12 protein-coding genes are annotated in these 12,895 nt (G+C 60.5%); 8 read left to right on the top strand and 4 right to left on the bottom strand.

Translation table 11 applies throughout. The features are described 5' to 3' along the window. Positions 1 to 40: 40 nt before the first annotated feature. Complete coding sequence (locus KVQ82_RS12525; protein WP_222019030.1) at positions 41 to 931, bottom strand: LysR family transcriptional regulator; 891 nt, start codon at positions 929 to 931, stop codon at positions 41 to 43. Positions 932 to 1,064: 133 nt separating this feature from the next. On the opposite strand from KVQ82_RS12525, the gene KVQ82_RS12520 reads away from it, so the two are divergent. Both KVQ82_RS12520 and KVQ82_RS12515 read left to right on the top strand, forming a co-directional pair. Beyond that, complete coding sequence (locus KVQ82_RS12520) at positions 1,065 to 2,711, top strand: GMC family oxidoreductase (RefSeq protein WP_222019029.1); 1,647 nt, start codon at positions 1,065 to 1,067, stop codon at positions 2,709 to 2,711. Between the two features lie 156 nt (positions 2,712 to 2,867). After that, entirely contained in the window at positions 2,868 to 4,490 is a 1,623-nt protein-coding gene (locus KVQ82_RS12515) for an MFS transporter (RefSeq protein ID WP_222019028.1), read from the top strand. A 148-nt stretch (positions 4,491 to 4,638) separates the two neighbouring features. On the opposite strand, the gene KVQ82_RS12510 is transcribed toward KVQ82_RS12515, so the two are convergent. Together KVQ82_RS12510 and KVQ82_RS12505 are read right to left on the bottom strand one after the other, a co-directional pair. Continuing rightward, positions 4,639 to 5,007 (bottom strand): DUF427 domain-containing protein, encoded by a 369-nt coding sequence (locus tag KVQ82_RS12510; protein ID WP_041073381.1) that lies wholly within the window; start codon positions 5,005 to 5,007, stop codon positions 4,639 to 4,641. Positions 5,008 to 5,206: 199 nt separating this feature from the next. After that, positions 5,207 to 6,613 carry a serralysin family metalloprotease gene (locus KVQ82_RS12505; protein ID WP_222019027.1) on the bottom strand — a complete coding sequence of 469 codons (1,407 nt, stop codon included), beginning with the start codon at positions 6,611 to 6,613 and terminating at the stop codon, positions 5,207 to 5,209. A gap of 279 nt (positions 6,614 to 6,892) precedes the next feature. Between KVQ82_RS12505 and KVQ82_RS12500 the strand changes: the two genes are divergently transcribed. The 3 genes from KVQ82_RS12500 to KVQ82_RS12490 all read left to right on the top strand — a co-directional run bounded on the left by KVQ82_RS12500 (position 6,893) and on the right by KVQ82_RS12490 (position 10,272). Beyond that, a complete protein-coding gene (locus KVQ82_RS12500) occupies positions 6,893 to 8,824 on the top strand; it encodes a DNA topoisomerase III (protein WP_222019026.1) in 1,932 nt (643 codons plus the stop codon). A 103-nt stretch (positions 8,825 to 8,927) separates the two neighbouring features. Further along, entirely contained in the window at positions 8,928 to 9,431 is a 504-nt protein-coding gene (locus KVQ82_RS12495) for a GNAT family N-acetyltransferase (protein ID WP_222019025.1), read from the top strand. 511 nt (positions 9,432 to 9,942) lie between these two features. Then, positions 9,943 to 10,272, top strand: a complete 330-nt coding sequence (locus KVQ82_RS12490; protein ID WP_041073389.1) for a hypothetical protein — start codon at positions 9,943 to 9,945, stop codon at positions 10,270 to 10,272. A gap of 155 nt (positions 10,273 to 10,427) precedes the next feature. On the opposite strand, the gene cynR is transcribed toward KVQ82_RS12490, so the two are convergent. Next, positions 10,428 to 11,312 (bottom strand): transcriptional regulator CynR, encoded by an 885-nt coding sequence (cynR, locus tag KVQ82_RS12485; protein WP_222019024.1) that lies wholly within the window; start codon positions 11,310 to 11,312, stop codon positions 10,428 to 10,430. A gap of 120 nt (positions 11,313 to 11,432) precedes the next feature. Between cynR and cynS the strand changes: the two genes are divergently transcribed. The 3 genes from cynS (at position 11,433) to KVQ82_RS12470 (ending at position 12,891) form a co-directional block, all read left to right on the top strand. Then, positions 11,433 to 11,900, top strand: coding sequence for a cyanase (gene cynS, locus KVQ82_RS12480; protein WP_041073392.1), 468 nt, complete (start codon positions 11,433 to 11,435; stop codon positions 11,898 to 11,900). A gap of 82 nt (positions 11,901 to 11,982) precedes the next feature. Next, positions 11,983 to 12,219, top strand: a complete 237-nt coding sequence (locus KVQ82_RS12475; RefSeq protein WP_047293546.1) for a DUF2790 domain-containing protein — start codon at positions 11,983 to 11,985, stop codon at positions 12,217 to 12,219. 12 nt (positions 12,220 to 12,231) lie between these two features. Next, positions 12,232 to 12,891: a carbonic anhydrase gene (locus tag KVQ82_RS12470; RefSeq protein WP_222019023.1), complete on the top strand. Its 660-nt coding sequence runs from the start codon at positions 12,232 to 12,234 to the stop codon at positions 12,889 to 12,891. Positions 12,892 to 12,895 lie beyond the last annotated feature (4 nt).

Raw genomic sequence — 12,895 nt, 5'->3', positions numbered from 1 at the left:
ATCGGTGAAATCTCGAGCCGGATGAAAAACCCTCGAGGTATCAGTGTTTACCGCTGAGCAGCCCCTGCTCCGCCTCGCACAGCCCCACCACATAATCCCAGACCACCCGCAGCCGCACCGATTTGTGCAGCTCGCGCCGGGTGCTGATCCAGTAACTGCGCTCAATACGCTCCTCCGGCAGCAACAGCCGCAGATCCGGATCCGACGCCGCCATATAGCAGGGCAACACAGCAATCCCCAGGCCCGAGCGCGCCGCCTCCTGCTGGGCGATCACGCTGGTGCTGTGGAATACAACGCGCGGGCTGCGGCAGAAACTGTTGAGAAACATCAGCTCCTGGCTGAACAGCAGATCATCCACATAGCCGATCCACGCATGCCGGGCGAGGTCTTCGCGACTCTGTAGCGGCGGTGCCTTGTCGAGGTAGGCCTGACTGGCGTAGAGCGCCAACCGATAGTCCGTGAGCTTGCGCGTGACCAGCATGTCGGCAGCCGGGCGTTCGAGGTGGATGCTGATTTCCGCCTCGCGGTTGAGGATGCTGACGAACCGCGGCACGGCCACCAGCTCCACCTCCAGGCCGGGATAGCGTTCGAACAGGCCGATCATGCGGCTGGCGAGAAATTTGATACCCAGCCCTTCGGTGACGCCGACGCGGATCTTGCCCAGCGGCGCGGTGGATTGGGTGATTTCTTCCTGGGCCAGTAGCGCAACGTTTTCCATGGCCTCGGCGTGCTTGAGCAGCGCCTCCCCCGCCGGGGTCATTTCGTAGCCTTGGGCATGCTGGACGAACAGTGCGGTGCCGAGGCTCCTTTCGATGGCCTCGATGTGCCTGGAGACGGTGGCGTGAGTGGTGTTCAGGCGTCGGGCGGCCGTGAGCAGGCGGCCGCTGCGTTGCAACTCCAGAAAAAAACGCAGGTCGTTCCAGTCGAACATGGGGTGTCCTTGTCAGCCAGGGTCAAGCCAGGCTGTTCGAAAACGCACAGCGGCTGGGTAAAAACTAACATTCTTTTAACGAAAGCTAACAACTAGAGTGTCGGACAATAAAAACAAAAAGCGAGGTCAGGGAATGCAGACTTCCCTTGATGAATACGACTACATCGTGGTCGGTGCCGGACCTGCCGGCTGCCTGCTGGCCAATCGATTGTCGGCAGACAAGCAGCAGCGCGTGTTGCTGCTCGAAGCCGGCGGACGCGACAACTATGCGTGGATTCACATCCCGGTCGGCTATCTGTTCTGCATTGGCAACCCACGCACCGACTGGTGCTTCAAAACCGAAGCCCAACCCGGCCTGCAGGGTCGCAGCCTGAGTTACCCGCGCGGCAAAGTGCTCGGTGGCTGCTCCTCCATCAACGGCATGATCTACATGCGCGGCCAGGCCGGCGACTATGACGGCTGGGCGGCCGAGGGCAATCCGGGCTGGGCCTGGAACGACGTGCTGCCACTGTTCAAACAGAGCGAAAACCACTTTGCCGGCGCCGCTGAATTTCACGGCGCCATGGGTGAATGGCGGGTTGAGCAACAGCGGTTGTCATGGCCGATTCTCGACGCGTTTCGCAGCGCCGCCGAACAGAGCGGTATCGCCAGCATCGACGACTTCAACCAGGGCGACAACGAGGGTTGCGGCTACTTCCAGGTCAACCAGAAGGCCGGGGTGCGCTGGAACGCGGCTAAGGCATTTCTCAAACCGATTCGCGAGCGGGCCAATCTGACGGTGCTGACCGGGGTTGAAGTGGATCGGGTGCTGCTGGAAAACGGCCGTGCTTGCAAAGTCAGCGCGCGTCAAGAAGGCCAGGTGAAAAGCTTCAAGGCGCGCAAGGAAATCATCCTCTGCGCCGGTGCCGTGGGCTCCCCGGGCATTCTGCAGCGCTCCGGAATCGGCCCGCGGCCGTTGCTGAAACACCTCGGCATCGGCGTGATTCATGAGCTGCCGGGAGTGGGCGGCAACCTGCAGGATCACCTGCAATTGCGCCTGATCTACAAACTGCAAAACGCCCGCACGTTGAATCAGATCGCCGGCAGCCTGTGGGGCAAGATGGGCATGGGCCTGCGTTATCTGTATGACCGCAGCGGGCCGCTGTCGATGGCGCCGAGTCAGTTGGGCGCGTTTGCCCGATCAGGGCCGGAGCAGACTTCAGCAAACCTTGAATACCACGTGCAACCGCTGTCGCTGGAGCGCTTTGGCGAGCCGCTGCACAGTTTCCCGGCGTTCACCGCGTCGGTGTGTGATCTGCGTCCGCAGAGCCGTGGGCGGATCGACATCCGTTCGACGGATCCTCAGGACGCGCCGCTGATTCAACCGAACTACCTCAGCCATCCGGAAGATTTGCGCGTGGCCGCCGATGCGATCCGCCTGACCCGCCGCATCGTCAGCGCCCCGGCCCTGCAGGCGTTCAAACCGGTGGAGTATCTGCCCGGCGACAGCCTGCAAAGCGAGGCGCAACTGCACGAAGCGGCGGCGCGAATCGGCACGACGATTTTCCACCCGGTCGGCACCTGCCGCATGGGCAATGACGCTGACGCGGTGGTTGATGCACAACTGCGCGTGCATGGCGTGCCCGGCCTGCGCATCGCCGACGCCTCGATCATGCCGCGAATCACCTCGGGCAATACCTGTTCGCCTACGCTGATGATTGCCGAGAAGGCGGCGCAGATGATCCTCAACCCACCGATCAGGACCTGCACACCCACCCCCGAACTGGCCCAGACCCTGTAGGAGCTGCCGCAGGCCGCGATCCTGGCTTTTTCAGATCAGGAACAAGATCAAAAGATCGCAGCCTGCGGCAGCTCCTACAGGGGACCGTGTAATTCGTTCAAGGCAGCGCGCAACACCAGTGGAACAACAAAAACAATCACTGTGAGGGATACCGATATGTCAGAACACGCTCAGCCGCTGGATGCCGCGAGCGGCGCCAGCACCAGCAATGCCACACAGAAAGTCATCTTCGCCTCGTCGCTGGGGACGGTGTTCGAGTGGTATGACTTCTTCCTCTACGGCGCCCTGGCGGCGGTGATCAGCAAACAGTTCTTCGCCGGCGTCAACGACACCACGGCGTTCATCTTCGCGCTGATGGCCTTCGCCGCCGGGTTTATCGTGCGGCCGTTCGGGGCGCTAGTGTTCGGTCGGTTGGGGGACATGATCGGGCGCAAATACACCTTCCTCGCGACCATCGTCCTGATGGGCATCGCCACGTTCTGCGTCGGCCTGCTGCCGAACTACGCCAGCATCGGCATCGCCGCGCCGATCATTCTGGTGGTGCTGCGCATGCTCCAGGGCCTGGCGCTGGGCGGTGAATACGGCGGCGCCGCGACCTACGTGGCGGAACACGCGCCCATCGGCAAGCGCGGTTTCCACACCAGCTGGATTCAGTCCACCGCGACCCTCGGCCTGCTGCTGTCGCTGCTGGTGGTGCTTGGTTGCCGGTACTTCACCGGTGACCAGTTTGAAGTCTGGGGCTGGCGCATTCCGTTTCTGCTGTCGATCGTGCTGCTGGGCATTTCCACCTGGATCCGCCTGAGCCTGCACGAGTCGCCGGCCTACCTGAAAATGAAAGAGCAAGGCAAAGCGTCGAAGGCGCCGATCCGCGAATCGTTCGGCCAATGGGAGAACCTCAAAGTCGTGCTGATTGCGCTGTTCAGCATCAACGCCGGGCAAGCGGTGACCTTTTACGCCGCGCAGTTCTACGTGCTGTTTTTCCTCACCCAGTTTCTGAAAATGGATCCGGCGGTGGCCAACAGCCTGCTGATCATCAGCGTGGTCATCGGTGCGCCGTTCTTCATCATTTTCGGCTGGCTGTCGGACAAGGTCGGACGCAAACCGGTGCTGATGCTCGGTTTGCTGCTGGCGACGGCGCTGTACTTCCCGATTTTCAAATCCCTCGCCCACTACGCCAATCCGGCAATCGATCAGGCCAGCCGTCAGGCGCCGATCACCGTGCTGGCGGATCCAGCAACCTGCACCTTTCAGTTCGACCCGGTGGGCAAGGCCAAATTCGACAGCCCGTGCGACAAGGTCAAGACCTTCCTGGTCAAGCAAGGCCTGCCCTATACCAGCACCGCAGCGCCGGCCGGCAGCGGCGTGCAGGTGAGCATCGGCGACGTGAAGATCGACGGCTATGACGAATCGGCCCTGCGCGGCGCCGTCACCCTCGCCGGCTACCCGCAACAGGCCGACCTGCAGCAGATCAACAAACCGATGATCGTGGCACTGATCGTCGCACTGATCATCATCTCGGCCATGTGCTACGGCCCGCTGGCCGCGCTGATGGTCGAGCTGTTCCCGACGCGCATCCGCTACACCTCGATGTCCCTGCCGTATCACATCGGCAACGGCTGGTTCGGCGGTTTCCTGCCGACCGTGTCGTTCGCGCTGGTGGTGTACACCGGGGATATTTTCTATGGGCTGTGGTACCCGGTGCTGATTACCGGGGTGAGCCTGGTGGTGGGGATGATTTGTCTGCGGGAGACGAAGAATATCGATCTCGATAAGAACTGAATCTGAAACATGATCCTTTGGTAAAAAACCTGTGGCGAGGGGATTTATCCCCGATGGGGTGCGTAGCGCCCCCCGTGAAAAATGGGACTACTGCGTAGTCCATCGGGGATAAATCCCCTCGCCACAATTGAATCTCTTCATCCAGGAACTAAGCATCCGCCTTGATCACCTCAAACTTCACCTGATCCGGATAAAACGCCACGTAGTCACGAATCGGCGCGACCGAGACTTTCGGATTTTCGTAAGTCCACACCGCATTCGCCGCCTCATGCCCCGGTATCTGCAAGCTGAAGTAATTGGCGTCGCCCTTGTACGGGCAATAACTGGTGTGGTCGGTGCGGGCGAAGTATTTTTCGTCGATGTCCTCGCGGGGCACGTAGTACACCGGCGGGTAGTTGGCCTCATGGAGGACCAGCACATGCGAGGACGCCGCGACCTGGATGCCGTGGAATTTCACCAGCAGGCAACCGGGAAGTTCTTCGAGGGTAATGACGGGGTTGAGGCCGGTGGTGCTCATGGGGGGGGTCTCCAGGGACAAATGAACGGTGGCGAGCAAGCTTGCTCCCGCTGGGCTGCGTAGCAGCCCTAAATCCAGGAATCGCGTGAGTCAGGTATAACGCGATTTCCCAGTTTGCGACGGCTTCGCCGCCGAGCGGGAGCCAGCTCCCTCGCCACAGGACGATAGTTGCCCTGAATCGGTGTCAGTCAGGATCAGCTCAAACCACGATATCAGTCGCCAGCGCCTGCCCCACCACACCTACGGCAAAGTCCACCTCACCCTGCCCCGTCAGATCGATCAGCAGCCCGGTCTGACCACTCTGTGCGTAATAAGTCAGGATTGCATCGCCCACATGGCCGGTGAAACCGCTGACGAAGTTCAGCGTGGCCGCGCCCGTGGCGAAACCGGCGATGCCCGAGAGGTCGATCTTGTCCACGCCACTTTTGAAATCCATGATCCAGTCCGGCTGGTTGTTGGTCGAGTCACTGGCCGCACCGAACACGAAGGTGTCCGCACCCTCGCCGCCCCACAGCACATCCGCGCCGCCACCGCCGTAAAGAATGTCGTTGCCGGCTCCGCCGAACAGATGGTTGACGGCCGAGTTACCGATCAGCAGGTCATTGCCGGAACCGCCAACGGCGTTTTCCACGGTCACGCCATAGGCGATCGACACGTTACCGACCAGCCCGCCGACATCGGAGAACGAGCCTTCTTTGAGATTGATTTTCTGGTTCTGGGTGAAGCCGGAGAAGTTCAGCGTGTCATCGCCGCCACCGTCCCACACCGAGAACACCAGCTTCGACGACGCCGAGGTGGCGCTGTAGTAATCGCGCCCGGTATTGGAGCCGAAACCGTAGGTGGTGTTATCGGCGCGAGTCTCATAGTTGGCGCCGTAGAGTTTTTGCACGGTGACGATATCGTCCAGCAGCGGTGCCGAAGCGTAGGCGCCGCTGCCGTCCTTGCTGAAGTTCTGGTCGGTGTTGGCTTCGCTCCAGTAGCTCATCAGGCTGTAGCCACGGGTGTCTTCGGCATATTTGGCGTCGTTGTAGGTCGGGTTGCCGTTGCCGGCGTTATAGGCGCCCGGGTGCGACAGGCCGAGGGTATGGCCGATTTCGTGGGTCAGGGTCTGACGCCCGTAGTTGTTGGTGTCCGGGGTCTTGTTGACCTGATACTGGTTGTTGATCAGGTACCACGACTGGCCATCGTAGCTGCCACCGCTCGGCAGGTAAGCAAACGCCGCACCGCCAGTGCTGACGTCGTAGTTGCCGAAGGTCATGTGGCCGTCGCCGCCTTTACCCTCGGTGAAGGTCACCTTGGCCACGTCGGCCCAGGATTGCATCGACAGCACGGCCTGAGCCTTTTGTTGAGCGCTGAACTGGCTGAAATTGCCGAGGTTGGGGTTGTAGTTCGCCGGTTTCTCGGTCAGGAAGGTGTAGGTCAGGGAGATTTTGCCGTCGCCGTTCTTGTCGTGCCACGACAGGTTTTTGCGCAGGATTTCGTCGGCCGCCTGGTCGGCAGTGAACGACGGTTTGCCGTTCACCAGGCCGACGCCACGGTCGTACAGGTGGCTGAAGGCGTTCACTTCGTCATAGGCGCTGCTGGTTTTCGCTTTGGCTTGAGCCATGGTGGGACTTCCTTGTTTCAGAGTAGTCAGTGCGTTCGGACGTTGGCGATCATCTGGCGGGATCGTCCGGTCTCTCGCGTTTCTTGAAGGCCCGACGAACCTGCCATGCCCGGCAAGCGCGGCACCATTCGATTTCTCGATAGTGGTGCGCGACGTCCCGGTAATACCGGTCATTCCCGGCAACGTTTTGATCTGTATATCCATACAGATAAAAGTTGCCCCCGACGCCAACTGCGGCCATTCTGTGCAGCTCCAGTGAACTGATCGACGACGGTGGTTATGCGGCTGTACCTCTGTGAAAAACCTTCCCAGGCCAAAGACATTGCGGCCGTGCTCGGCGCCAGGCGTCGGGGCGACGGCTGCTGGCTGGGAACGGACGTCACGGTGACCTGGTGCATCGGCCATCTGCTGGAAACCGCACCGCCGGATGCCTACGACGCGCGCTACAAACGTTGGGTACTGGCGGATCTGCCGATCATCCCGGACAAGTGGAAAATGACCGTCAAGCCGCGCACCGCCAGCCAGTACAAGGCGGTCAAGCGCCTGCTCAGCGAGGCCAGCGAACTGATCATCGCCACCGACGCCGACCGGGAGGGCGAGATGATTGCCCGAGAACTGGTCGAGCACTGCCGCTATCGCGGGCCGATCCGGCGCTTGTGGCTGTCGGCGCTGGATGAAGCGTCGATTCGCAAGGCCCTGGCCGCGCTGAAGCCGGGGGCGGAAACCTTCAGCCTGTATCACTCGGCGCTGGGGCGCTCGCGGGCGGACTGGCTGATCGGCATGAACATGAGCCGCCTGTTCACCTTATTGGGCCGTCAGTCCGGCTATCAGGGTGTGCTGCCGGTCGGTCGGGTGCAGACCCCGACGTTGCGACTGGTGGTGGATCGCGACCGCAGCATCGCCGATTTCGTACCGGTGCCGTATTGGGCGATCGATGTGCAACTGCTGCACAACGGCACGCGGTTCACTGCGCAATGGCGTGCGCCCAGCGACGTTTGCGACGATCAGGATCGCTGTCTGAATCACGCACTGGCGCAACAAGCGGCGGCGGCAATCAGCAATGCCGCCACTGCGCGGGTGATGAAGCTGCGCACCGAACGCATGCGCGAAGTAGCGCCGCTGCCTTTCGATCTGGGCACCCTGCAGGAAGTCTGCTCGAAGAAACTCGGTCTCGGCGCCCAGGAAACCCTCGACATCGCCCAGGCGCTCTACGAAACCTACAAGGTCATCACCTACCCGCGCAGCGATTGCGGCTTTCTGCCGCTGAGCCAGCACAGCGAAGCGCCGGGAATACTTGCGGCACTGCGTCAGGCCGACCCGAGCCTTGACGCGCTGAACGGTCACCTCGACCCGCAGCGCCGCTCCCGGGCGTGGAACGACGCCAAGGTCAGCGCCCACCACGGCATCATCCCCACGGCCGCGGCGAAAAATCTCGAACGCCTGAGCGGCAAACACCGGGCGGTCTATACCCTGATTCGCGCGCGTTATCTGGCGCAATTCCTGCCCAACCATGAATACGATCGCACCCAGGCCGACTTCGATTGCGCCGGGGAAGCGTTGCGCGCGGTCGGCAAGCAGATCATCGAACCGGGCTGGAAACGTGCCCTGCCTGAAGCCCTCGCCCCGGCCAAGGGCCGTGAAGCGCCAGCGCCGCAAACGCTTCCGGCGCTAAGCCAGGGTATCGATTGCGCCGTGGCCAGCGTGAACCTCAAGGATCTGTGGACGCAGCCGCCGAAACCCTACACCGAGGGCGATCTGATCAAGGCGATGAAGAACGTCGCCAGACTGGTGGAAGATCCGCTGCTCAAACAGAAACTCAAGGACACCACCGGCATCGGCACCGAAGCCACTCGCGCCTCGATCATTCAGGGTCTGCTGGATCGAGGTTATCTGGTGAAGAACGGCAAGGCGCTGGCAGCGACCCCGGCGGCCTTCAGCCTTATCGACGCCGTGCCCCGGGCGATTGCCGATCCCGGCACCACCGCCATCTGGGAGCAAGCACTGGACATGGTGCAGAACGGCGAGATGAGTCTGGAAGATTTCGTCACCAAACAGGCGGCGTGGATGAGCAAGCAGGTCACCCGCTGTTCTGCGCTGAGCCTGACCATCAGCGGCCCGCCACCGGCCGGCAAGGCTGCCGCGCCGTGGAAGAAGAAACGCAAATCGACCCGAAGCAAAACTGCCAGCGCAGCCAAACGCACAGCGAAGTAATGATCGGTCCTGTGGTGAGAAATTCTGTGGTGAGGGGATTTATCCCCTCATAACAAGGTATGAGTCGACAATACTGAAGCCGCAATCTTCAGGAGGCTCCACGATGCCCACCATCGAACTGCACCCCGCCCACCGCGACGAACTGCAAACCATCGAAAACCTCATGCAGTTCTACATGTACGACTTCAGCCAATGGCTACCACTGAAACTCGGCGAACATGGCCTCTTCAGTATTCAGCCGAAAGACGACTACTGGCGAAATCCAGCCACCCAACCTTTCCTGATCCGCATCGACGGCGAATTGGCCGGGTTCGTGATCGTCGACAATGACACCCGCATCGACCGAGCCGAATACAACATCAGCTACCTCTTCCTCACCCGACGCTTCCGTGGCCGAGGCGTCGCGCAGTTTGTCGTCTCTGCCCTCTTGAGCCGTTTGCCCGGTCAGTGGCAGATTTTCCATATCGGCGCCAACCTGCCTGCACGGCACTTCTGGGCCAGGTTGATCCCCAAATTGAGCGGTGGTGAGTTCGTCCGCCAGCAGCGCTCGGTCGACGGTTATCCCTGTACCTTCTACGTCTTTCAAAGCCCCGCTTCCGTTGCCTGAACGGAACTTTTCTCATTCCAAAACAGCTTTGTCCTACAACATGTAGTGATCAAAAATAATCACTACAAAACCGTTGACGGCGTCGTTTTGCTTTTGCATGATGAAGACGTTCCCCGATCGGGAACATCGGTAACACGCTTGAGCAAACTCGTCTGACCGCCGAGTTGTTTTTTCCGGATACACGCTGCCCACAAGGCAGATTGAAGAAGCTGACCTGGCCTGAACGTCCAGTACAAGGACGAGAAGCGCTGGCGAAAATTCTCAAGACGCTTGTGGTCGACCCTGAAAACGTCGTCAAGGAGCCTCCCGGTTTTCGCTGCTTCTCCTCGTTGTGACGCTATTGCGTAGCAGTTATTCAACACGACTACATGCAACAGACGCATGACCCCGTACTTCTCACGGGCGACCGCTGACGTCCTGGTTTCGGTGCCAGGGATCAACTAACCGATGGGCTACCTGTATTAGCGAATCAACTTTGAAAGATCACCAGACTGGTCAAGGGGCAAACATCATGAATCTGAACAATCAACCTACTATCGAAGAACTGGCTCGTATGTTCGCGGCGCAAAAAGACAGCCACGACAGCCACATTCTCTGGATCAGCAAGTCGGGTCAGGTGCATATCGACTGCCTGTCGCCCCACGCTGGTGAAGAAGAATTCGACCGCAGCAACCAGAACCTGCTGGCCCGCCTGAAGATGTACCGCCGTGGCCACGGTTATGTCGGCAAGAAAGCTGCGGCCGATAAAGACTTCATCGGCAATGTGCTGCAGACGCTGAAACAGGCGTGGGATTCGATGCAGAACAAGAATGAAGTTCGGGTGATTGACCGGTTTTGCTGAGTTACAACTTCAATAAATAAAAAGGGCCTGCTTCCAAAAGAAGCAGGCCCTTTTTATTGCTCCCTAAAACTGCCCTGTAGGAGCTGCCGAAGGCTGCGATCTTTTGATTTTGTTTTTTAAGATCAAGATCAAAAGATCGCAGCCTTCGGCAGCTCCTACAGGGGGATATTGAGTTCCAGTACCAGGTTCATGAACGCCAGCGCTGCCGCGCTGTGATAATTATTGCGCCGGCGCAACAACGCCGCCCCACGCTGCGGCGCTTCGTTCTCGATTGGCAGCCTGCGCAACGCCCGATCCTCGGTAGCAATCGCCTCGGGCAACATCGTCGCCATCGACGCATGTCGCACCACCTCCAGCAACGTGCTCACCGAGTTCACTTCGATGCGCACCTGCGGCGTGATCCCCAACTGACGAAAATATTCATCGATTGATAACCGGGTAATGAAGTCCGGTGCCAGCAAGGCGAAATCCAGCTGTGCAAGGTCACTCGACGTCAGTACCCCGCTGCTGTCGTACAGCGGATGTTCACGCCCGACCATGACCCCCAGGGTTTCGGTAAACGCCGGAATGCACTCGAGATCGGGGTGGCGCACCGGGGTAAAGGCAATCGCGATGTCCAGCGAATCGTCCGCCAGTCCCGCTTCGATATCGTCCATCGACAGCTCGAAAATCTGCAGATGGATACCCGGGTAGCGCGCCACGAAATCACGCACCAACGGCCCGACCAGATACGCCATGAAGGTCGGGGTCATGGCCAGGCGCAGGTTGCCACGGGACAGATCCTTCACGTCATGCAACGCCCGCTTGCCCGCCTCCAGCTCCACCAGCACCCGCCGCGCGCACTCAATGTAAGCCTCGCCGGCATCGGTGGCCTTGACCGTGCGCGAAGTGCGATCGAACAGGGCCACCCCCAGAGTTTCCTCAAGTTGGCGGATCTGTTGCGACAGGGTCGGCTGCGACACGTGCAACGCCTCCGCCGCCCGGGTGAATCCGCCGTGGTCGGCCACGGCCAGCAGATAACGCAAATGTCGCAACAGCATCGGGCTCACCATCTATAGGCAGGACTTATGCGAAGCATTGTATATCGGTCTTGGACGCTATGGATCAACCGGCAGAAGATGGCTCCCACACAGCAAGCCAACCTTGAAAGGAGTGACACCATGCAACAGTCCCACGCTTACAACGATGCCAGCCTGGCCCTGACCACCCGCATTCTCGACATCAAGGCCCGCAAAAATCTGTCGTGGCAGGATCTGGCCGACGACACCGGCCTGAGCCTGGCCTACGTCACCGCGGCCCTGCTTGGCCAGCACCCTTTGCCGCAAGACGCCGCTCAAGTGGTCGGCGCCAAGCTTGAACTGGACGCCGACGCCGTTGCCGCCCTGCAAATCATCCCGTTGCGCGGCAGCCTCAGCGGCGTGCCGACCGACCCGACCATCTACCGCTTCCACGAGATGATCCAGATCTACGGCACCACCCTCAAAGCCCTGGTCCACGAGCAGTTCGGCGACGGCATCATCAGCGCCATCAACTTCAAGCTCGACATCAAGAAAGTCGAAGACCCGGAAGGCGGCTCCCGCGCCGTGGTCACCCTCGACGGCAAGTTCCTGCCGCTGCGTCCGTTCTGATCCACCCGGCCCGCACCAGAGGTGCGGGCCCATCCAAATCTCAATTGCCAAGTCGTCACCCCACCTGCCTGGAGGCTGCCCCATGCACAAAATTCTGTTGACCCTGGCCCTGCTCGCCGGCCTCGCCGCCCAGGCCCAGGCTGATGAAGAGGCCATTGCCTACCGCTACGGCATGGCGCTGGATATTGCTGAAGTCGTGAGCATCACCCCGGTCGCCGACGTCTGCGGCGTTGTACCGGTCGAGATGACCTACCTCGACAGCCACGGTGCAAAACACATTCTTCAATACAGCGAATTCGGCACCGGCTGTTCGAACTGAGAGGACAACACCATGAAAAACCTGATCGAAGGCTTCCTGAAGTTCCAGAACGAGGCGTTTCCGCAACGCACCGAACTGTTCAAACACTTGGCGACCACTCAACAACCCGGGACCTTGTTCATCACCTGTTCCGATAGCCGGGTGGTGCCGGAGCTGCTGACTCAGCAAGAACCCGGTGAACTGTTCGTGATCCGCAACGCGGGCAATATCGTGCCGTCCTACAGCCCGCATCCGGGCGGGGTGTCGGCGACGGTGGAATATGCGGTGGCGGTGCTTGGGGTGACTGACATCGTGATCTGCGGCCACTCCGATTGCGGCGCGATGACCGCGATTGCCCAATGCAAATGCATGGATCACCTGCCCGCCGTCAGCGGCTGGCTGCAACATGCCGAGTCGGCGAGAGTGGTGAACGAGGCACGACCGCACGCCAATGACGCGGCGAAATTGAGTGCGATGGTGCGGGAAAATGTGATCGCGCAACTGGCGAACATTCAGACCCACCCGAGCGTGCGCCTGGCCCAGGAGAAAGGCCTGCTGAACCTGCATGGCTGGGTGTATGACATCGAGACCGGGTCAATCGATGCGCTGGCGGCGGATCGCCGTACGTTTGTGCCACTGGCTGAGCAACCGGCGACGTGTGCCATTCAGGCAAACGCCAGCGCAGCCGCCTGATACA

This window comes from Pseudomonas sp. AO-1 (genome assembly GCF_019775695.1).
GTDB lineage: Bacteria > Pseudomonadota > Gammaproteobacteria > Pseudomonadales > Pseudomonadaceae > Aquipseudomonas > Aquipseudomonas parakoreensis.
This window is presented reverse-complemented; position numbering and strand designations above follow the sequence as displayed.

Bases quoted from the DNA above. Each gene is read 5' to 3' on its own strand.
- KVQ82_RS12500 (WP_222019026.1), top strand. From the start codon at position 6,893: ATGCGGCTGTACCTCTGTGAAAAACCTTCCCAGGCCAAAGACATTGCG.
- KVQ82_RS12505 (WP_222019027.1), bottom strand. From the start codon at position 6,613: ATGGCTCAAGCCAAAGCGAAAACCAGCAGCGCCTATGACGAAGTGAAC.
- KVQ82_RS12470 (WP_222019023.1), top strand. From the start codon at position 12,232: ATGAAAAACCTGATCGAAGGCTTCCTGAAGTTCCAGAACGAGGCGTTT.
- KVQ82_RS12490 (WP_041073389.1), top strand. From the start codon at position 9,943: ATGAATCTGAACAATCAACCTACTATCGAAGAACTGGCTCGTATGTTC.
- KVQ82_RS12495 (WP_222019025.1), top strand. From the start codon at position 8,928: ATGCCCACCATCGAACTGCACCCCGCCCACCGCGACGAACTGCAAACC.
- KVQ82_RS12515 (WP_222019028.1), top strand. From the start codon at position 2,868: ATGTCAGAACACGCTCAGCCGCTGGATGCCGCGAGCGGCGCCAGCACC.
- cynR (WP_222019024.1), bottom strand. From the start codon at position 11,312: ATGCTGTTGCGACATTTGCGTTATCTGCTGGCCGTGGCCGACCACGGC.
- KVQ82_RS12510 (WP_041073381.1), bottom strand. From the start codon at position 5,007: ATGAGCACCACCGGCCTCAACCCCGTCATTACCCTCGAAGAACTTCCC.
- KVQ82_RS12520 (WP_222019029.1), top strand. From the start codon at position 1,065: ATGCAGACTTCCCTTGATGAATACGACTACATCGTGGTCGGTGCCGGA.
- KVQ82_RS12525 (WP_222019030.1), bottom strand. From the start codon at position 931: ATGTTCGACTGGAACGACCTGCGTTTTTTTCTGGAGTTGCAACGCAGC.
- cynS (WP_041073392.1), top strand. From the start codon at position 11,433: ATGCAACAGTCCCACGCTTACAACGATGCCAGCCTGGCCCTGACCACC.
- KVQ82_RS12475 (WP_047293546.1), top strand. From the start codon at position 11,983: ATGCACAAAATTCTGTTGACCCTGGCCCTGCTCGCCGGCCTCGCCGCC.